This is a genomic window from uncultured Lentibacter sp. (assembly GCF_937123735.1).
In the GTDB taxonomy this organism is placed as follows: Bacteria; Pseudomonadota; Alphaproteobacteria; order Rhodobacterales; family Rhodobacteraceae; genus Lentibacter.
On sequence record NZ_CAKZKL010000017.1, the window covers coordinates 25,519 to 44,355 of the forward strand.

General features: G+C 63.7%; 19 protein-coding genes. 13 read left to right on the forward strand and 6 right to left on the reverse strand.

The genetic code is table 11. The features are described 5' to 3' along the window. Nucleotides 1–3: 3 nt before the first annotated feature. On the reverse strand, nucleotides 4–423 hold the full coding sequence (locus Q0478_RS04805; protein ID WP_298676740.1) for a hypothetical protein: 420 nt from the start codon (nucleotides 421–423) through the stop codon (nucleotides 4–6). Continuing rightward, a complete protein-coding gene (locus tag Q0478_RS04810; protein WP_298676742.1) occupies nucleotides 416–1,372 on the reverse strand; it encodes an aspartate carbamoyltransferase catalytic subunit in 957 nt (318 codons plus the stop codon). Before Q0478_RS04810 ends, Q0478_RS04805 begins: the two co-directional genes overlap by 8 nt. Before the next feature lie 106 nt (nucleotides 1,373–1,478). On the opposite strand from Q0478_RS04810, the gene Q0478_RS04815 reads away from it, so the two are divergent. The 4 genes from Q0478_RS04815 (at nucleotide 1,479) to Q0478_RS04830 (ending at nucleotide 7,766) form a co-directional block, all read left to right on the forward strand. Continuing rightward, nucleotides 1,479–2,246 carry a uracil-DNA glycosylase gene (locus tag Q0478_RS04815; protein WP_298676744.1) on the forward strand — a complete coding sequence of 256 codons (768 nt, stop codon included), beginning with the start codon at nucleotides 1,479–1,481 and terminating at the stop codon, nucleotides 2,244–2,246. Continuing rightward, nucleotides 2,243–2,785, forward strand: coding sequence for a molybdenum cofactor biosynthesis protein B (moaB, locus tag Q0478_RS04820; protein WP_298676746.1), 543 nt, complete (start codon nucleotides 2,243–2,245; stop codon nucleotides 2,783–2,785). Before Q0478_RS04815 ends, moaB begins: the two co-directional genes overlap by 4 nt. Before the next feature lie 134 nt (nucleotides 2,786–2,919). Further along, complete coding sequence (locus Q0478_RS04825) at nucleotides 2,920–4,383, forward strand: HlyD family efflux transporter periplasmic adaptor subunit (protein ID WP_298676747.1); 1,464 nt, start codon at nucleotides 2,920–2,922, stop codon at nucleotides 4,381–4,383. Nucleotides 4,384–4,385: 2 nt separating this feature from the next. Then, complete coding sequence (locus tag Q0478_RS04830; protein WP_298676749.1) at nucleotides 4,386–7,766, forward strand: efflux RND transporter permease subunit; 3,381 nt, start codon at nucleotides 4,386–4,388, stop codon at nucleotides 7,764–7,766. On the opposite strand, the gene Q0478_RS04835 is transcribed toward Q0478_RS04830, so the two are convergent. Next, nucleotides 7,751–8,536 (reverse strand): protein-disulfide reductase DsbD domain-containing protein, encoded by a 786-nt coding sequence (locus Q0478_RS04835; RefSeq protein ID WP_298676750.1) that lies wholly within the window; start codon nucleotides 8,534–8,536, stop codon nucleotides 7,751–7,753. The genes Q0478_RS04830 and Q0478_RS04835 overlap by 16 nt on opposite strands. Nucleotides 8,537–8,679: 143 nt before the next feature. Between Q0478_RS04835 and Q0478_RS04840 the strand changes: the two genes are divergently transcribed. Continuing rightward, nucleotides 8,680–9,231, forward strand: coding sequence for a YqgE/AlgH family protein (locus Q0478_RS04840; protein WP_298676752.1), 552 nt, complete (start codon nucleotides 8,680–8,682; stop codon nucleotides 9,229–9,231). Between the two features lie 22 nt (nucleotides 9,232–9,253). Here Q0478_RS04840 and Q0478_RS04845 read toward each other — a convergent pair whose 3' ends face one another. Next, the gene (locus tag Q0478_RS04845; protein ID WP_298676754.1) at nucleotides 9,254–10,219 is read right to left on the reverse strand and encodes an L-threonylcarbamoyladenylate synthase; all 966 of its coding nucleotides are present in this window, start codon (nucleotides 10,217–10,219) and stop codon (nucleotides 9,254–9,256) included. 93 nt (nucleotides 10,220–10,312) lie between these two features. Between Q0478_RS04845 and Q0478_RS04850 the strand changes: the two genes are divergently transcribed. The 5 genes from Q0478_RS04850 to Q0478_RS04870 all read left to right on the forward strand — a co-directional run bounded on the left by Q0478_RS04850 (nucleotide 10,313) and on the right by Q0478_RS04870 (nucleotide 14,408). Continuing rightward, the gene (locus Q0478_RS04850) at nucleotides 10,313–12,028 is read left to right on the forward strand and encodes an acyl-CoA dehydrogenase (protein ID WP_298676756.1); all 1,716 of its coding nucleotides are present in this window, start codon (nucleotides 10,313–10,315) and stop codon (nucleotides 12,026–12,028) included. Continuing rightward, nucleotides 12,025–13,080, forward strand: a complete 1,056-nt coding sequence (locus Q0478_RS04855; RefSeq protein WP_298676758.1) for an MBL fold metallo-hydrolase — start codon at nucleotides 12,025–12,027, stop codon at nucleotides 13,078–13,080. The genes Q0478_RS04850 and Q0478_RS04855 overlap by 4 nt, the downstream gene beginning before the upstream one ends. Before the next feature lie 27 nt (nucleotides 13,081–13,107). Further along, entirely contained in the window at nucleotides 13,108–13,563 is a 456-nt protein-coding gene (locus tag Q0478_RS04860; protein ID WP_298676760.1) for a DUF6173 family protein, read from the forward strand. A gap of 94 nt (nucleotides 13,564–13,657) precedes the next feature. Continuing rightward, nucleotides 13,658–13,792: an aa3-type cytochrome c oxidase subunit IV gene (locus Q0478_RS04865; protein ID WP_298676762.1), complete on the forward strand. Its 135-nt coding sequence runs from the start codon at nucleotides 13,658–13,660 to the stop codon at nucleotides 13,790–13,792. Nucleotides 13,793–13,796: 4 nt separating this feature from the next. After that, nucleotides 13,797–14,408: a hypothetical protein gene (locus Q0478_RS04870; RefSeq protein WP_298676764.1), complete on the forward strand. Its 612-nt coding sequence runs from the start codon at nucleotides 13,797–13,799 to the stop codon at nucleotides 14,406–14,408. A gap of 9 nt (nucleotides 14,409–14,417) precedes the next feature. Here the strand turns inward: Q0478_RS04870 and Q0478_RS04875 are convergent, their stop codons facing one another. Both Q0478_RS04875 and Q0478_RS04880 read right to left on the reverse strand, forming a co-directional pair. Then, a complete protein-coding gene (locus tag Q0478_RS04875; RefSeq protein ID WP_298676766.1) occupies nucleotides 14,418–14,744 on the reverse strand; it encodes an AzlD domain-containing protein in 327 nt (108 codons plus the stop codon). After that, entirely contained in the window at nucleotides 14,741–15,457 is a 717-nt protein-coding gene (locus Q0478_RS04880; protein WP_298676768.1) for an AzlC family ABC transporter permease, read from the reverse strand. The genes Q0478_RS04875 and Q0478_RS04880 overlap by 4 nt, the downstream gene beginning before the upstream one ends. 54 nt (nucleotides 15,458–15,511) lie before the next feature. On the opposite strand from Q0478_RS04880, the gene Q0478_RS04885 reads away from it, so the two are divergent. Genes Q0478_RS04885 through Q0478_RS04895 form a run of 3 tightly spaced genes read left to right on the forward strand, consistent with a single transcriptional unit; the run spans nucleotide 15,512 to nucleotide 18,830 of the window. Then, entirely contained in the window at nucleotides 15,512–16,393 is an 882-nt protein-coding gene (locus Q0478_RS04885; protein ID WP_298676770.1) for a formate dehydrogenase accessory sulfurtransferase FdhD, read from the forward strand. After that, nucleotides 16,390–16,977 carry a molybdenum cofactor guanylyltransferase MobA gene (gene mobA, locus Q0478_RS04890; RefSeq protein ID WP_298676771.1) on the forward strand — a complete coding sequence of 196 codons (588 nt, stop codon included), beginning with the start codon at nucleotides 16,390–16,392 and terminating at the stop codon, nucleotides 16,975–16,977. The genes Q0478_RS04885 and mobA overlap by 4 nt, the downstream gene beginning before the upstream one ends. Then, on the forward strand, nucleotides 16,974–18,830 hold the full coding sequence (locus Q0478_RS04895; RefSeq protein WP_298676773.1) for a bifunctional molybdopterin-guanine dinucleotide biosynthesis adaptor protein MobB/molybdopterin molybdotransferase MoeA: 1,857 nt from the start codon (nucleotides 16,974–16,976) through the stop codon (nucleotides 18,828–18,830). Before mobA ends, Q0478_RS04895 begins: the two co-directional genes overlap by 4 nt. The last annotated feature ends 7 nt before the right edge of the window (nucleotides 18,831–18,837 follow it).

Genomic DNA, 18,837 nt, shown 5'->3' on the forward strand with positions numbered 1-18,837 from the left:
GGCTCACTCCTGTCCGCTCAGAGCGGCATCGCGGGTTTGAAGGATCTGTGCGGCGCCTGCGGCGGGGTCGGGTTGGTATTTGATGAGGTATTTGTCGCCTGTGCGGGTGATCACTTGCAGGGCGGAGAACACATGGCGGGCATCGGCCACCTCGGCCAGCGGGATCACCCGTTTGTCCGGGGCGATGAGCTGTGTCTCTGTGAGGGTCCAGACCATGGCGAGCTGTTCGCGCATGGCATAGGCCCCGCGCGCGCTGATGGCGAGGAGCGAGCCGACAACCCCTGTCCAGGGGTGCGGGTTGTCAAGGGCGATGAGCAGAGCCGACAGCAGCAGCGCCCCGAGGGCGGCCAGCAGCACATGCTCGCGGATGTAGGTGCCGCGGTTGGGTGTAAAAACGGCGAGGGCTGCGGCGTGGCTAGGCATAGGATTCGTCCGCCGCTGTGCGGCTGCGCTGGGCCCGGGCCAGGAGGTCCATGGCGGCCATGCGCACCGCGACGCCCATTTCGACCTGTTCCTGGATCACGCTTCGGGTGACGTCATCGGCGATGTCGCCGTCGATCTCGACGCCGCGGTTCATGGGGCCGGGGTGCATCACGATGGCGTCGGGTTTGGCATGGGCGAGCTTCTCGGCTGTGAGACCGAAGCGGTGGTAATATTCGCGCTCAGACGGGATAAAGCCGCCGTCCATCCGCTCTTTTTGGAGCCTGAGCATCATCACCACATCAACGTCTGCAAGGCCCTCGCGCATGTCGTCAAAGACCTCGACGCCGAATTCTGAAATCTGGCTGGGCATGAGCGTGGGCGGGCCGATCAGGCGGACGCGGTTTTCCATCTTGCCGAGCAGCATGATATTGCTGCGCGCCACGCGGGAGTGGGCGATATCGCCGCAGATGGCAATGGAGAGGCGGTGCAGGCGGCCCTTGGCGCGGCGGATGGTGAGTGCATCAAGAAGCGCTTGTGTGGGGTGTTCGTGGCGGCCATCTCCGGCATTGAGCACGGCGCAATTGACCTTTTGGGCCAGCAGATCGACAGCGCCGGAATGCGGGTGGCGCACCACCAGAAGATCCGGGTGCATGGCGTTGAGCGAGAGGGCGGTATCGACCAGGGTTTCGCCCTTTTTGATCGAGCTGGCGCCCATGGCCATGTTCATCACATCCGCCCCAAGCCGCTTGCCTGCGAGTTCAAAAGAGGCCTGCGTGCGGGTTGAGTTCTCAAAGAACATGTTGATTTGCGTCAGCCCCGCGAGGGCTTCGGAGTGTTTGTTGGCAGAGCGGTTGAGCGCCACATAGGCGTCGGCCAGATCGAGCAGGGTGGTGATATCTGATTGCGAGAGCTGTTCGATTCCCAGCAGGTGACGATGTGCAAAGCCCATGGGCGCAGCTCCTCTCAAAATTGTTGCGCTTATAAGCCTTGGGGCCTTCTGGCGCAATCGGTCATTCGCTGTTTTGGCGGCCAACGCGATGGGGTAGAGTTGGCTTATGGAATCGGCATCAGAGTATCATGCGTGGCGCGAAGCGCTGGAGTGGCAGGTCGCATTTGGCGCCGATGAGGCGCTGAGCGAGGCCCCTGTGAACCGCTTTGAGCTTGCCGAAAAACCAAAGCCAAAGCCAGCGCCCGTGCCGGCGGTGGCCCCCGCGAATGTGCATGTGGAGGCGCTCAAGATTGACGCCGTGGCCGAGGCGCAGAAGGCGGCAGACGCGGCGCAAGACCTGGCCCAGCTGCGCAGAGCGCTGGCGGCCTTTGAGCATTGCGAGCTCAAGCGCGGGGCGCGCAACCTTGTTTTCGCCGATGGCACCGAGGGCGCGCGGCTGATGGTCATTGGCGAGGCCCCCGGGCGCGAGGAAGACCGTGCGGGCCTGCCCTTTGTTGGGCCGGCGGGGCAGCTGTTGGACAAGATGCTGGGCGCGATTGCACTGCGCCGGGAGGCGGATGTTTACCTGAGCACTGTCTTGCCCTGGCGGCCGCCGCATAACCGCGAGCCAAGCTCCGAAGAGATTGCCATGATGCGCCCTTTCGTGGCCAGGCATGTGGCGCTGGCCAAGCCTGACATGCTTGTCTTGATGGGCAATATCGCGTGTGATGTCGGGCTGGGGGAGCGTGGCGTGACGCGGCTCAGGGGGCGTTGGACGCAGGCCTTCGGGCTGCCAGCGCTGCCGATGTTTGAACCTGAGCGGCTGCTGCGCGAGCCCCTGCGCAAGCGGGAGGCTTGGGCAGATTTGCTGGAACTCAAGGCGAGGTTGACATGAGCAAGATTGACGAGAGCAAAGATTTCATCCCCGTGCGCATTGCGGTGTTGACCGTGAGCGACACCCGCGCGCCAGACGAGGATCGCTCGGGCGATGTGCTGGTTGGGCGGCTCACGGCGGCGGGGCATGACCTTGCCGCGCGCAAGATTATCCGCGACGAGCGCGGCGAAATTGCCGAGCAGCTGCGCGCATGGGTGGCCAGCGGGGAGGTGGATGTGATCATTTCCACCGGTGGCACCGGGTTGACGGGGCGAGATGTGACCGTTGAGGCGCATCGGGATGTCTATGAAAAGGAAATTGACGCTTTCGGCACGCTGTTTACCATGATCAGCTTTGGCAAGATCGGCACAAGCGCGGTTCAGAGCCGCGCCACCGCAGGTGTGGCGGGGGGCTGTTATCTCTTTGCGCTGCCCGGCAGCCCGGGGGCCTGCAAGGACGGCTGGGACGACATCCTCAAATGGCAGCTCGATTACCGCCACCGGCCTTGCAACTTTGTCGAGATCATGCCGCGGCTGGAAGAGCATAAGCGGCGCAAGTGAGCGCTCCGGGCGCGCGGCGCAAGACTGCGGGAGCAAAAATTGAAAAGAATTTCGACTGAAATCCCCGGCGCGTGCGTATATAGCCCAAAGGGGCTCTGTTTGCGGGGCTGAGCATCATGTCAAAGGGACGATAAATGAGGTTTTTGCAGCGTGGATTGACGGGGCTGTCTCTTCTGGCGGTGACGCTTGGGCTTCTGACCTTCGGGGCGATTCTGGTGCGAGGCGCGATTGAAGACCGCATGGGCCGCGAAGCGCGGGTGCCGACTGCGCGGGAGCGGGTTTTCTCTGTGAATGCAGAGCGGGTGGTTGCGCAGACCCTGCGCCCGGTGATCAGCGCCTATGGCGAAGTGCAAAGCCTGCGACGGCTTGAAATTCGTCCGGCTGTGGGGGGCATGATTGTTTACATGAGCCCGCAGTTTGTTGCGGGCGGGCGGTTTGCGGCGGGCGAGGTCATGCTGCGCATTGATGCCGCAGATGCCGAGGCGGCGCGCGCGCGCGCGCAGGCCGACCTGCTGGATGCAGAGGCCGAGGCCCGCGATGCGGCCCGCGCGCTTGTTTTGGCGCGCGACGAGCTGGCCAACGCCGAGGAACAGACGGCCCTGCGCGAGCGGGCCTTGGTGCGCCAGAAGGATTTGAAGGCGCGCAATGTGGGCACGGATGCGGCGGTGGAGGCTGCGGAGATTGCGGCCAGCGCGGCCAAAGCGGCGGTTTTGACCCGCCGTCAGGCCTTGGCGCAGGCCGAGGCGCGGGTGGACAGCTCGGCAACCCGTCTGGCGCGTGCGCGCCTTCAGCTGGACGAGGCCGAGCGGCGGCTTGCGGAGACGCAGATCACTGCGCGCTTTGATGGTGTTCTGGCCAGCGTCAACGCGGTGGAGGGCCGTTTGGTCACCCCCGGCGAGCGGTTGGGGGAGTTGGTTGATCCGGAGGCGCTGGAGGTGGCGTTCCGGCTGTCCACTCAGGATTTTGCACGGCTCTTGGCCCCTGATGGCCGTTTGCGGCGCGCCGAGTTGCGGGCTGTTTCCGATGATTTCGGGGTGAATCTGGAGGCGACGGGCACTGTCAGCCGCGCGGGGGCTGCCAATACGGATGGCGAGACCGGGCGGGCGCTGTTTGCGCAGCTGGACAGGGCGCAGGGCTTCAAGCCCGGCGATTTTGTGGCCGTGCAGATTGTGGAAGCGCCTCTGGAGGCGGTGGCCCGGATTGCCGCGACGGCGGTGGGCGTGGATTCGGGGGTGCTGGCCATTGGGCCGGAGGGGCGGCTGGAGCTTGTGCCTGTGGCGGTGCTGCGTCGGCAGGGCGACAGTGTGATCATCCGCGCACCCGAGCTTGAGGGGCGGCTGATTGTCTCCAAGCGCACGCCGCTTTTGGGCGCGGGCATCAGCGTGAGCGCTGTGGAGGCCGGGGCGGCGGCCCCCGCAGAGGCGGCGGCGCCTGAGATGATCGAGCTGAGCGAGGCGCGGCGTGCCAAGTTGCTGGCGGCTGTGCAGGCCAATAAATTCATGCCCAAGGATGTGCAGGAGCGGCTGCTCAAGCAGCTGCGCGCGCCCAAGGTTCCGGCAAAGATGGTTGAGCGGATTGAAAGCCGCATGGGGGGCTGAGGATGCGGGGTCCGGGTTTGATCGGCGCGCTGATCTCTTATTTTACCCGCCACAGGACGGTGGCCAATTTGCTGTTGGTCAGCCTGATTGTGGCCGGTCTTGTGGCGATGCCGCGGATGCGGGCGCAGTTCTTTCCCGATGTGATTATTGACAATGTGTCGGTCACGGTTGCCTGGGAGGGCGCAGGGGCGGAAGATGTGGACCGTGGCGTGGTGCAGGTGCTTGAGCCGGCGCTGCTTGCCGTGGAGGGGGTGGCGGAGGCCAGCTCCACCTCACGCGAGGGGCGCGCGCGGATTGATCTGGATTTTGAGCCGGGCTGGGATATGGCACGGGCCGCCGATGATGTGCAGGCGGCGGTGGACTTTGTCACGCTGCTGCCTGAGGAAGCCGACGAGCCCAAGGTAGAGCGCGGTGTCTGGCGCGACCGGGTGACCGATGTTGTCATCACCGGGCCGGTGGGCGCGGAGCAGCTGGCGCGCTTTGCCGATGAATTTGTGGCGCGCCTCTTTCAGGCCGGTGTGACACGCACCACCATTCGCGGGGTGTCCGGGCAGAAGACCAATGTGATTGTGCCCACCCGCAGCTTGATGGAACATGACATCAGTTTTGCCCAGATCGCGGCGGCCATTGCCGAAGAGGTCAAGGCTGACCCGGCTGGCAATGTCACCGGCGCCAATGCGCGGCTGCGCACCGGGGTTGAAAAGCGCAGCCCCGAACAGCTTGCCCAGATCGTGATCAAGGCGCTGGAGGATGGCTCCAAGCTTACCATCGGCGATGTGGCGCAGATCGAGGTTGAGGGCGCGCTGCGCGGAGAAAGCTATTTTGTGGGCGAAAACCCGGCGATCTCGGTGCGGGTGGACCGTTCGGCCAGTGGCGATGCGATCGGGATTCAGCGGCAGGTCGAGGATGTGGCGGCGAAGCTGGAAGCGACCCTGCCACCCGGGGTGTCGGTGGATCTGATCCGCACCCGGGCCGAGGCCATCACCGGGCGGCTGGACATTCTGCTGGACAACGGGCTTGTGGGCCTCGCATTGGTTGTGGCGCTGTTGTTCCTGTTTCTCAATGCGCGCACGGCCTTCTGGGTGGCGGCAGGTATTCCTGTGGCCATGCTCGCCGCTGTGGCGCTGATGTTTGCCTGGGGGCTGACGATCAATATGATCTCGCTCTTTGCGCTGATCATCACCTTGGGGATAGTGGTGGATGACGCCATTGTGGTGGGCGAGCACGCGGATGCGCGGCTCAGGAAATATGGCGAGGGGCCTGTGGAGGCCGCCGAGAACGCCGCAAGGCGCATGGCCATGCCTGTCTTTTCGGCCACGCTGACCACGGTGATTGCCTTTTTTGCGCTCACCTTTGTGGAGGGGCGCTTTGGCGACCTTATTTCGGACATCCCCTTTACAGTGGTTGTGGTGCTGCTCGCGAGCCTTGTGGAGTGTTTTCTCATTCTGCCCAACCATATGGCGCATTCTCTCAAACACGCGTTTGTAGATCATTGGTATGATTTGCCCAGCCGCTTTGTGAACCGTGGCTTTGAATATCTGCGCGAGCGCTGGTTCCGCCCATTGATGGGCTGGGTGATCCGGCTGCGCTACCCTGTATTTGCCGCTGTTGTTGTGGTGTTGGCGGGGCAGGTGGCCTTGTTTGTGCGCGGCGATGTGCAGTGGCGCTTTTTCAACGCGCCAGAGCGCTCCTCGATTTCGGGGAATTTCGCGATGGTTCCCGGTGCGAGCCGTGAGGACACCTTCGAGGTGATGCGGCTTTTGCAAAAGACTGTCGACGAGCTGGGCGCGGAATATGCCGAAAAGCACGGTGGGGTGAACCCGATTGACTATGTGCTGGCGCAGGTGGGTGGCAACACCTGGCCGCCTTTGGCGGGGGCAGACACCAAGGAGCCCGACGAGCTTGGCGCGGTGGCGATTGAGCTGATTGACGCAGATTTGCGGCCCTATTCGAGCTTTGCCTTTTTGGCCGAGCTGCAAGACCGCCTGCCCAGCCATCCGCTTTTGGAAACGGTGAGCTTTCGCGGCTGGCGTTCGGGGCCGGGGGGCAGTGCGCTGGACGTGCAGTTCTTTGGCGCAGAGGCGAGCACGCTGAAGGCCGCCAGCGAAGCGCTGAAAGAGGCTGTGGCGCAATACCCGGAAGTGAGTGGCGTGGAGGACGATCTGGCCTATGACAAGGGCGAGTTTGTGCTGGATCTCAATGCGCGCGGACAGGCGCTGGGCTTTACCATTGACGGGGTGGGGCGCGAGCTGCGCCACCGTCTCAGCGGGCTGGAAGCGGCCACTTATCCGGACGGTGCCCGCTCGGCGAGCATTCGTGTGGAGCTGCCCGAGGCGGAGGTGACGGCCGATTTCATCTATCGCACCCAGCTGCGGGCGCAGGATGGCAATTATGTGGCGCTCAGCGATATTGTGAGCCTGCGCGAACAGGCGGGCTTCTCGACCATCCGGCGCGAAAACGGGCTGCGCACGGTTTCTGTGACGGGGGATATTTCCGAAGATGACGCCGACCGCGCCGCCGAGATCATGCTGGCGCTGGAAGAGACCATTCTGCCCGAAATTGCCGCGCGCTATCAGGTGGAGTGGCGGCTGGCGGGGCTGTCTGAGCAGGAAGATGCGTTTCTCAATGATGCGCTGACCGGCTTTATCCTGTGCCTTGTCGGGATCTACCTTGTGCTTGCTTGGGTCTTTGCCAGCTGGACGCGGCCGGCTGTGGTGATGGCCATTATTCCCTTCGGGCTTGTGGGCACGATTTATGGCCATGCGGCTTGGGATGTGCCCTTGAGCATGTTCACGGTTGTGGGCCTGCTGGGGATGACCGGGATCATCATCAACGACTCGATTGTTTTGATCACCACCATTGATGACTATGCCGAGGAGCGCGGGTTGATTCCCTCGATTGTGGATGGCGCGGTGGACCGGCTGCGCCCGGTGCTTCTGACCACCCTCACCACCGTGTTGGGGCTTGCGCCGCTTTTGTATGAAACCAGCCAGCAGGCGCAGTTTCTCAAGCCCACGGTGATCACGCTGGTTTACGGGCTCGGTTTTGGCATGGTTCTGGTGTTGCTGGTGGTGCCTTCGCTTATGGCTATGCAGGCGGATTTTTCAAAGCAGATCAAGAGCCTGCGCCGCGCCCTTCGGGCGCGCTCTGCCCGGGCCGTTCAGGCCCCTGTCGTGGCCGGAGCGGGGTTGATCGGGCTTTGGTTTGTGCTGACCCTGGGTTGGTTTGCGCTGGTGGGGCAGCTTGCCCCACCGCTTGCGACCCTCGGTGATAGTGCCGCTGCGGCTTTGGCGCTGTTTTTGGGCGGGGCCGGTGTGATCGTCGTTTTGGTGGCGCTTGTCGGCCTTGCCGCCGCCCGGCGGATCACTCAATCACAGCCCTGAATATCCAGGGCGTGGCGCTCGCCGATCAGGGTGAGGCGCAGGGCTGAGCGGTTGAGTGCAAAGGCCCCCCCGAGGGCATGAACCAGCTCTGTGCGGACCGTCAGGACAGGGCCTTTGCGGATCAGCTCGGGCTCTGTGGCCCAGATCAGCGGATCACCTGTTTCAACAGCGGCCTCCTCGCGCCCGCCCAATGGTGCCACCGGTCCGGAGAGCGCCACAATGATCCCGCGCGCGCCCGCCTCTGTCTGGCAGCGCAGCCCATTGCTGCGCGTGGGCACGGTCTCGCGTGCGCGTTTGATCTGCGTGACGGCGCCGCGCTGCTTGGGCAGGAAGGTTGCAGCCAGATCCAGCTGCAAGGGCACGCAAATGTCTTTGCACACGCCGATCTCAAGGCGCCCCTTGAGATGAATGGGCCGGTGCGCGGCCTGCGGGGTGATGCGCAGGGGCAGGAGCAGCCGCTCGGTGTAGATGATCGAGCGCATGTCATTGCTGCGATAGATTTCAGGGCGGGGCCATTCGGGCGTCACCCGGGCAAGGTTGCGCGATCCGTGCCAGTCAAAACTGGGCGGGATTCCCGCATCGCCGGGGGCGCGCCAATAGGTGTGCCAGCCGGGCGCAAGGGTGATCTCCAGCGCTGCTATCCGCTGTCCGTCGGGCTCTGCCCAGCCCTGCAAGAGCCGGGCCTGCGCCTTATCGGCATAGGGGTTGGCCAAAAGCGGCGCTGACAGGGCCAGCAAGGTGGCCAGGGCATAAGAGACAATGCGTTTCATGCCCCTCTGATGCGCCAAACCGGCTGCGCAGGCAACTCACAAAGCAGCGAGAAAGATTTCGCTGCCACCACAGAGCGGGCCTTGTGAGGCGGGTGCAGGCTTGGCTATGGTGCCCCAACCCGCAACACAGAGGTCCGCGCCCCATGAGTGATCTGACTGGCCAACTATTGATTGCCATGCCCGCGATAGGCGATCCGCGCTTTGAACGTGCCGTGATCCTGATTTGCGAACACTCCCCGGATGGCACCATGGGGCTTGTGCTCAACAAACCCTCTCGCGAGGTCTCTTTTGCGGCGCTGTGCGAGCAGCTCTCGCTGGGCCCACCCGAAGCCAGCCGCCCCGTCCATTTTGGCGGCCCCGTCGAGATGGGGCGCGGCTTTGTGCTGCATTCTGGCGAATATGTGTCCGGTCAGTCCTCCCACCTTGTGCTTGAGGGGGTGCGCTTGAGCGCCTCGCTGGATGTGCTGGAGGATATGGTTACGGGCACAGGCCCGCGCGAGGCCCTGGTGTGCCTTGGCTATGCCGGCTGGGGGGCCGGACAGCTGGAGCAGGAGCTGCGCGCCAATGGCTGGCTGACGGCACCGGCGGATGCGGCCTTTGTCTTTGCGGGAGGCGGAGCTGAAAAATGGAGCGCCGCGCTCAAGACGCTGGGCGTTGATCCGCTGTTGCTCTCGGCCACAGCCGGTCATGCCTGACTTCGCTCGTTGCTGGGCCGGGTTAGCCCTGCCTGGGTGCGCGCGGCGCGGCGGCGCGGGTAAGGCGATCGTTGATCGCACGGCCAATGCCCTCATCCGGAATGGGGGAGACCGCAATTTGGGACGCGCTTTCATCCAGCCTGCGCAGCATGGCAAAGAGATTTGCCGCCGCTTCTTGTAGATCGCCCACGGCCGAGAGGTTGCAGGTTGCGCCTGTCACGGGGCCAAAACCCAGCAGGCTTTCGCCGGGGCGCGGGCTTTGCACATTGAGCCGCAGGTGGGCTTCGGGGGCGTAATGCGAGCTGAGCTGCCCCGGCGCGGTGATGGCGGCAGGGGTGGTGGCTTGCGCCAGCGGCCTACCCAACACAGCGCTGATCTGGGTCTCGGTGATCGTGCCGTGGCGCAGCAGCGTGGGGATGGGGCTGGTGAGGCCCACAATGGTGCTTTCCAGCCCGATTGCGGCAGCGCCGCCGTCCAGCACGGCCTCTATTCTGCCCTCCAGCCCGCCGAGCACATGCGCGGCGGTGGTGGGGCTGATCTTGCCCGAAGGGTTGGCCGAGGGCGCAGCGATTGGCCCGTCAAAACCGGCCAGAAGCGCTCGCGCAACGGGATGTGCGGGGCAGCGGATGGCGAGGCTGTCTAGGCCTGCGGTAACGAGCGAGGCGATGCCGTGGCCTTCGCGCAGGGGTAGCACGAGGGTGAGCGGGCCAGGCCAGAAGGCCGCGGCGAGGTGCGTGGCGGCCTCGTTCCACTGCACATAGTTTTGAGCGGCGGCGATATCGGGCACATGCACGATCAGCGGGTTGAAGCTGGGCCGGCCCTTGGCTGCGTAGATACCGGCGACGGCCGTGCCGTTGCGCGCATCGGCCCCGAGGCCATAGACCGTCTCTGTGGGCAGGGCGACAAGCCCGCCTTTGGCCAGCGTGGCAGCGGCCTGTGCGATGCCCGCGTCCGTGGCGGGCAGGAGATGTGTCTTGGCCAAAGTCATGACGCCGCGTTATTGCAGAACTGGGGTGGGAAAGCTTGTAAGTGAGAGGGTAGGCAAAGCCAAGTGGCGCTTTTGAAAGATGAGGAGAGGCATATGGGGTATCGAGCTCCGGTCCAGGACTATGATTATATTCTCGAACATGTGGTGGATTATGCCCAGGTCAGTGCCACGCCTCAGTTTTCGGAGGCCACGCACGACTTGAGCCACGCGATTCTCAGCGAAGCAGGACGGATGTGCGAAGAGGTGCTTGCCCCGCTCCAGCGGCTTGGCGATCAGGACCCCGCGCGGTTGGAGAACGGTGTTCTGCGCAGCTCAAAGGGCTTTGCCGAGGGCTATCGCGCCATTCGCGAGGGCGGCTGGGTGTCGGTGGCCGCCAGCCCCGAATATGGGGGCATGGGGCTGCCCATGACGGTGACAACGGCGGTCAATGAAATGATGAGCGGCGCTTGTTTGAGTATCCAGCTCAACCCGTTGATGACCCAGGGCCAGATCGAGGCGCTGGAGCATCATGCATCTGACGAGATCAAGGCGATTTATCTGCCCAAGCTGGTTTCGGGGGCCTGGTGCGGGACAATGAACCTGACCGAGGCGCAAGCCGGCAGTGATGTGGGCGCGCTCACATCCAAGGCCGAGGACAACGGAGACGGAACCTATGCGGTGACCGGCCAGAAGATTTACATCAGCTGGGGGGACAATGATTTTAGCGAAAATGTCTGCCACCTGGTTTTGGCGCGCCTGCCCAATGCGCCCGCGGGCACCAAGGGGATCAGCCTGTTTCTGGTGCCCAAGTTCATTCCCGATGAAAACGGTGAGGCCGGTGTGGCCAACAGCCTCAAGGTTGTGAGCCTTGAGCATAAATTGGGTCTGCACGGCAGCCCGACGGCCGTGATGCAATATGACGGCGCGACGGGCTGGATGGTCGGGGCGCCCAATGCCGGGTTGGCGGCGATGTTCACCATGATGAACAATGCCCGCCTTGGTGTGGGATGTCAGGGGATCGGCGTAGGCGAAGCGGCCTATCAGAAGGCCCTGGCCTATGCCTGCGAGCGCAAGCAGGGGGCCACGCCCGGGGGGCGCGGGGCGATTGTGGATCATGCCGATGTGCGCCGGATGCTTACAACCATGCGGGCCGAGGTGTTCGCGGCGCGCGCGATTGCGCTGGCCAATGCGGTGGCGATTGATCTGGCCCATGCCACCGGCGAAGCCGAGTGGCAGGCGCGGGCCGGTCTGCTCACCCCGATCACCAAGGCATTTGGCACTGACACCGGGATCAAGGTGGCCGAAATGGGCGTGCAGGTGCACGGCGGCATGGGCTTTATCGAGGAGACGGGTGCTGCGCAATACAGCCGCGATGTGCGAGTCACGGCGATCTATGAAGGCACCAACGGCATTCAGGCGATGGACCTTGTGGGGCGCAAGCTGATGGACGGTGGCGAGGCCGCGCACGGGCTGGTGGACGAGATGCAGGCTTTCGCCGAAGCCGCCCGCGCCACGCGTCCGCGCATGGCCGGGCTGTTGTGGGACGCAACCGAGACCCTGCGCGAGGCGACCGAGTGGATGGTCAGCCAGAAAGACCTCACCGAGCGCTTTGCGGGCGCGGTGCCGTTTCTGAGCGCCTACGCGCGGGTTTTGGGCGGTTATTACCACCTGCGGGCGGCTGTGGCCGAGGGCGAAAACGGCCCCCGCAGCAAGCTGGCCCGGTTTTATATCAACCGTTTGTTGCCCGAGCATAAGGCACTTTTGGACCACGCCATGCAGGGGGCGGATGACCTGTATGCGCTGGGCGTGGACGAGTTGGGCCTGGCATGAGTGCACCTGACATGAGTGCACCTGTGCAAGGGCTGCGCTACCCCTGGCCTGAGCCGCCGGCCCCCGGCGGCTGGATGGAAGTGGCCCCGGGGGTGCTCTGGATCCGGCTGCCGCTGCCGATGGTGCTGGATCATGTCAATGTTTATGCGCTTGACGAGGGCGACAGCTGGACCCTTGTGGACACGGGTTTTCACAGCAAGCGTTCTGTGGCGATCTGGGAAGAGTTGCTCAAAGGGGCGCTGGGCGGCAAGCCGGTGAGCCGTGTGATCCTGACCCATCATCACCCCGACCATATCGGCATGGCGGGCTGGTTTATGGCGCGTGGCGCAAGCCTCTGGGCTTCGCGCACCGCATGGCTGATGAGCCGGATGTTGATATTGGATGAGGAAGATGCGGTCACGCCGCAGGCAGTCGACTTCTGGAAGCGGGCCGGGATGGACCCTGAAATCCTGGCCAAGCGCGTGGCCGAGCGGCCCTATAACTTTGCCGATGTCTGCGCGCCCATCCCTGTGGGCTACACGCGGCTGAAAGAGGGCGATGTGCTCAGGGCCGGTGGGCGCAGCTGGGATGTGCGCGAGGGCAACGGCCATGCGCCTGAGCACCTCACATTCTGGAGCCGCGAGGACAATCTGGTGTTGTCGGGTGATCAGATCATTTGTTCGATCAGCCCCAACATTGGCGTTTACCCCACCGAGCCGGAGGCCGACCCTGTGGGGGAGTGGATTGCCTCTTGCGAGCGGTTTGCGGCGCTGGCGCGTGAAGAGCATATCGTTCTGGCGGGCCACAAGCGTCCCTTTACGGGGCTGCCTTTCCGGATGCGCCAGCTGAAGGAGAATCACGAGCACGGGCTGGACCGTCTGGCAGCGTTTCTGAGCGAACCCAAGACGGCAGCGGAGTGCTTCTCTGTCCTCTTCAAACGAAAAATTGACCAGGGAACCTACGGTTTGGCCCTTGTGGAAGCTGTCGCACACCTTAATCATTTGCACAGGGAAGGCCGTGTGGCGCGTGTGCTGCGCGCTGATGGGGCCTATCTTTGGCAAAAACGCGCGTAAGGCCGTGCGCCGAGAGGGTGGTGTGAGATGGGTGATGCAATTGTAACTTCTGCAGAGGCGATGGAAGCGGCGGCGCTTCCAAAACGGCACGAAGCCCATTGCACTGCGCCCCCACCAAGGGCTGGGCAGCCTGTCTCGCTCACATCAAAGCCGGTGGCCCAAAAAAGCCCTGCCGAATGGGCCCATGAACGCTTGGTGCTCTATATTCAGGCGTTTGAAGCCCAGCTGGACAACGAACATGAGGTTGCCATGGGCTTCACAGGGGCGGACGCCGGGGTTCTGCGGATCGAGGGGATGGGGTTTTTTGACCCAGATATGGTGACCTTTTATGGCTCCGACGCCAGCGGGGCCAAGACCCAGCTTGTCCAGCATGTCAGCCAGCTCAATGTGATGTTGCGCGCCCTGCCCAAGGCCCCCAAAGCGGCAGAGCCTGTGCGGATCGGCTTTCGGCTGGCCCGCGCCCTGGAAGACGAGGCGAGCTGAGCGCGCGGCAAAAGTGTCGCGCCGGGGCGGCAATATAGTGACAGGCGCTGGCAAATACAGTAAGGAGCAAAAAACGCGAACGCAGGAGACAGAAATGAGCGATCACAAGCACGGCGAGATGGACACAAAAGTGCAAGAAGATACTTTCAGCGGCTTCATGACTTGGGTGACCCGCACAACGATTGTTATCATTCTGGCGCTTATTTTCGTTTACATGGTGAACGGATAAGTTTTTGAGTTCTTTTAACAAGTTTTTCCTGATTTTTGCAGTGGCTTTGGCTCTTTCGGCCTGTTCCAAACCTGCCAAATGGTCCTCGGACGAAGAGCTCGCGCGGGTGCAATACCGGGCGGCAGGGCCAGCCAAGCTGACCCTTTTCACCATGATCAACAACCGCTCGGGCGCCGGGGCGCACAGCGCTTTGATGATCAACGCCAGCCAGCGGGTGATTTGGGACCCTGCCGGGACGTTCCATCATCCGGCGATCCCTGAGCGCCATGATGTGCTCTTCGGGATCAATCCGCAGGTTGCGGATGTCTATACCCGCTATCACGCCCGTCAGACCTTCCATGTGGTTGTGCAGGAGCTTGAGGTGAGCCCGGAGGTTGCAGAAATGGCGCTTGGGCTGGTCAAAGGCCATGGCAATGTTGCGGATGCCCAATGTGCGCTGACGACCTCGCGCATCCTGCAACAACTGCCCGGCTTTGAGAGCATCAAGGTGGGCTGGTATCCCAAGGCTTTGGCCGAGCAGTTCGCAGCCTTTGAGGGCGTGACCGAGCGGCGGCTTTATGAATATGACGATGCCAATCTGGCGGCCTATGACCCCAGCAAGGTCAAGCTCAACTAAAGCTTTGCCTCACCCCAGAAGATACAGCCCCAGATAAAGCGTGGCCGCGCCGGCTGTGATCGAGACGATGACAGAGCGAAACCACAGACCTGCCGCCAGCGTGACAAAGGCCGCGAGGCCCCGGGGCAGATCAAAGCTGCCATCTGTGGCTGCGGGCCAGAGGATCATGGGGGCAATCAGCGCCGGCAGAACGGCCACCGCCGTGTAGCGCAAATGGCGCAGCAGCCATTCGGGCAGGGGCCTGTCGCCGACAAAACCAAGAAAGGCAAAGCGCAACAGGAAGCTGCCCAGGGCCAGCCCTGCGATGACATACCAAAGCTCGGGGCGTTCTATCATGCCATGACCCCACGCTTTTTGAGGATCAGCTCGGCTTGCGCACCGACGACCATGCCAAGGCTGGCCGCGATGATCAGGCCGAGGTTGAAGGGCACCCATGTGAGCGCGAGCGCCGAGAGGCTGGCGACCAGCGCGGCGGCCAGATGCGCGGGCGTGCGCAGCATGGGCGCGATGAGGGCGAGAAAGGTGATTGGCACGGCAAAGTCGAGCGCGGCACTTTCGGGGATGCTCTCGCCGATGAGCGCGCCCACAAGCGTCATCAGATACCAGAAGGGGATGACCGGCAGGCAGGTTGCAAAGAAATAGGTCACACGCTGGCTGAGGCTCCAGCCTGCATTCCGCTCATAGGCGGCAACGGAGCAGGCGTAGGACTGATCAACCGTGAGATAGGCGATGAGCGCGCGTTGCCAGAGGGGCGCTGCGCCGAGATAGGGCGTGAGCGAGGCCGAATACATCGCCATGCGCAGATTGACCGCAAGGCCCGACAGCAGGGCAATGACCGCAGGGGCGTTTTCATTGAGCAGTTGCAAAGTGGTGAACTGGGCCGCGCCCGCGATGACGGCGACGGAGAAAAGCAGGGCTTCTGCAATGCTGAGACCTGATTCTGTTGCGACGACGCCAAAAACGAGCGCAAAGGGCGAGACGACGAGAATGAAGGGGGCTGCGTCGCTTATCCCCTGTTTGAGGGGTGATTTTGGAGTGGTTGCGCGCATGGCTTGCCCTTACATTGAGGCCAAAGGGCTAGCGCGTTTCCAAGGGAGAGTAAATTGGGCAAGAGCAGTGAGACGGAGGGTTATATCCTCGCGCCCGATCCTGAGGCGGTGCGGCTGACCCGCAGTGTGACGGGGCGCGACCAAACGGGGGCGCTGACCGAGATCAATGTGGTGGAGGAGCGGCCGCTGACGATTTTCCTGAACGCCCGCGAGATTGTCACGGCGATGACCATTGGCGATTATCCCGAATATCTCGCGCTCGGGTTTCTGCGCAATCAGGGCATGATTACCGACGCCGACGCGGTGCTGGGGGTGGAGTATGACGCGGAATCCGAAGCCGTTGTGGTGCGCACCGAACAGGTGACGCGCTTTGAGGAAAAACTCACCAAAAAGACCCGCACCTCGGGCTGCGCTGTGGGCACGGTGTTTGGCGATATGATGGAAGGGCTGGAGGGCTTGCGCCTGCCTCTGAGCGCGGTGAAGCTCTCTGAGCTTTACGCGCTGGCGAGCAAGATCAACCGCACCCCTTCAATCTATCTCAGCGCCGGGGCCATTCACGGCACGGTGCTCTGTGAGGGCGGGCAACCGCTTGTTTACATGGAAGATGTCGGGCGGCACAACGCAGTTGACAAGGTTGCCGGCTGGATGCTGAGCGAGGGGGTGCGCCCTGAGGGCAAGCTTTTGTACACAACCGGGCGGCTGACCAGCGAGATGGTGATCAAAACCGCGCTGATGGGCATTCCGGCGCTTGTCTCGCGTTCGGGCTTTACCGCTTGGGGCGTGGAAATTGCGCGCCAGGTCGGGCTGACGTTGGTGGGGCGGATGCGTGGGCAGCGCTTTGTTTGCCTGAGCGGGGAGGAGCGGCTTGTCTGGGATATTGACCCGGCCAGCGTGCCGGACGAGCCGAAGAAGAGCGCGCGGAAGGGGGCCGAATGAAACAGCCGGCAGGGGTTATTCTGGCGGGCGGTCTGGCCACGCGGATGGGCGGGGGCGACAAGTGCTTGCTGCCCCTGGGCGGCGCACCGATGCTTGCGGGGATTGTGGCACGGCTTCAGCCGCAGGTGGCAGAGCTGGCGCTCAATGCCAACGGCGATGCCAGCCGTTTTGCGGGTTTTGATCTGCCTGTTGTGCGCGACAGTGTGGACGGCTTTGCAGGCCCGCTGGCGGGCGTGCTTGCGGGGCTGGACTGGGCTGCGCAGGCGGGGCATGAGAGCATTGTGACGGCGGCGGGGGACACGCCTTTCTTCCCACAAGATTTGGTGGCGCGGCTTATGGCGGCTTGCGCAGGGATGGCGCATCCGCTCGCGCTGGCTTGCACGCCTGACGGACGCCAACCGACGTTTGGGCTTTGGCCCGTGGCCCTGCGCGAGGATCTGCGCGCGGCGCTCACAGGCGGCTTGCGCAAGGTTGTGCTCTGGACCGATCGCCACGGTGGGCAGATGGCCGAATTTCCTGAGACATTGGCGTTTTTCAATATCAACACACCAGACGAGCTGGCGCAGGCCGAGGCGATGCTATGAAGATTTACGGGGTTGTCGGCTGGAAGAATGCGGGCAAGACAGGGCTCATGGAGCGGCTTGTGGCCGAGATCACCGGGCGCGGCTTTCGGGTGTCAACGGTGAAGCACGCACATCATGCGTTTGATGTGGACCACGCCGGCACGGACAGTTATCGCCACCGCGCGGCCGGGGCCAGCGAGGTGGTGCTGGCCTCGCGCAAGCGGGTGGCGTTGATGCAGGAGATGCGCGGAGCAGAGGAGCCGGGCCTTGAGGCGCTTCTGGCGCGGATGGGGGATGTCGATCTGGTGTTGATCGAGGGTTATAAGCGCGATGTGCACCCCAAGGTTGAGGCCCATCGCGCCGAGACTGGCAACCCGCTGATCGCGCCGCAGGATGCGACGGTGCGGGCCGTGGCGTCTGACAGCCCCGCCGCGCAGGAGCTGCGCAGCCTTCAGACACCGGTGTTTGCGCTGGATGACACCTGCGCGATTGCGGATTTTATCCTGGCTGAGGTGGGGCTTGCAGAGCCCGCACAGATATCCGCTGTGAAACAGGGCACGCACAGGCCAGACGAACCATCGGAGGGACTGACGAACCGGTTATCGGATCGGCCATCGGATCTGGCTCCGCCGCCTCTGCGCGATGATTGTTTTGCGCTGCCGGCGGGGGTGGATTGGACGCCTGTTTCAGAGGCCCTGACACGGCTGTCGGCGCGTTTGCACAGGGTTGTGGCCGAGGAAAGCCTGCCGTTGCAGGCCGCTTGTGGGCGGATTCTGGCGCGGGATGTCACCGCGCTGCGCGCCCATCCGGCGCAGCCCAATGCGGCGGTAGATGGCTATGGCTTTGCCTTTGACGCATTGGGCACAGAGGCGGTGCATCACTTGCCGCGCGTGCCCGGGCGGGCCGCTGCAGGTGTGCCTTTTGATGGGGCGGTGCCTTTTGGTGCGGCCCTGCGAATACTGACCGGGGCGACGCTGCCTGAGGGTGTTGATACGGTGGTGCTTCAGGAGGATGTCACCGCCACTGAGGCCATGCTTGCCTTTCGTGGCGGGATCAAACCGGGGGCCAACACGCGCAAGGCGGGCGAAGACAAACAGGCCGGGGAGCGGATATTGCGCGCCGGGCGGCGGCTGACCCCGGCAGATCTGGCGCTGGCGGCGGCAACCGGGCTGGGGGCCTTGCCGGTCTGTCAGCTGCTGCGGGTTGGGGTGCTTTCAACAGGAGACGAACTTGTGGAGGCGGGCGCGGCGGCGGGGCCTGGGCAGATCTATGATGCCAACCGGGTGATGCTGCTGGCGATGGTGGGCGATATGGGCTTTTTGCCCGTTGATCTGGGCCGCGTGGAAGACAGTCGCACGACGCTCAAGCAGCGGCTGGATGCGGCGGTGGCGCAGTGCGACGTGATCTTGACCTCCGGAGGGGCCTCCAGCGGTGAGGAAGACCATGTGTCTGCCCTGTTGCAGGCCGAGGGGGCGCTTCAGGAGTGGCGGATTGCCATGAAACCCGGGCGTCCTTTGGCGCTGGGGCTTTGGGGGGGGGTGCCGGTATTCGGCTTGCCGGGCAACCCGGTTGCGACCTTGGTTTGCGCCTTGATTTTTGCCCGCCCCGCGATGGGCGTTTTGGCCGGGCGGGGCTGGCAGACCCCGGAGGGTTACGCGCTGCCGGCCGGGTTTGAAAAGCGCAAGAAACCCGGGCGAACCGAGTTTTTGCGCGCCCGCGTGCGGGCGGGTGTTGTGGAGATTTTTGCCTCCGAGGGCTCAGGGCGCATCAGTGGTTTGAGCTGGGCGGAGGGGCTGGTCGAGCTGCCGGAAGCGGCCTGCAACATCACGCCGGGCGATCCGGTGCGCTTTGTGCCTTACAGCAGTTTTCTCTAGCCGCCGC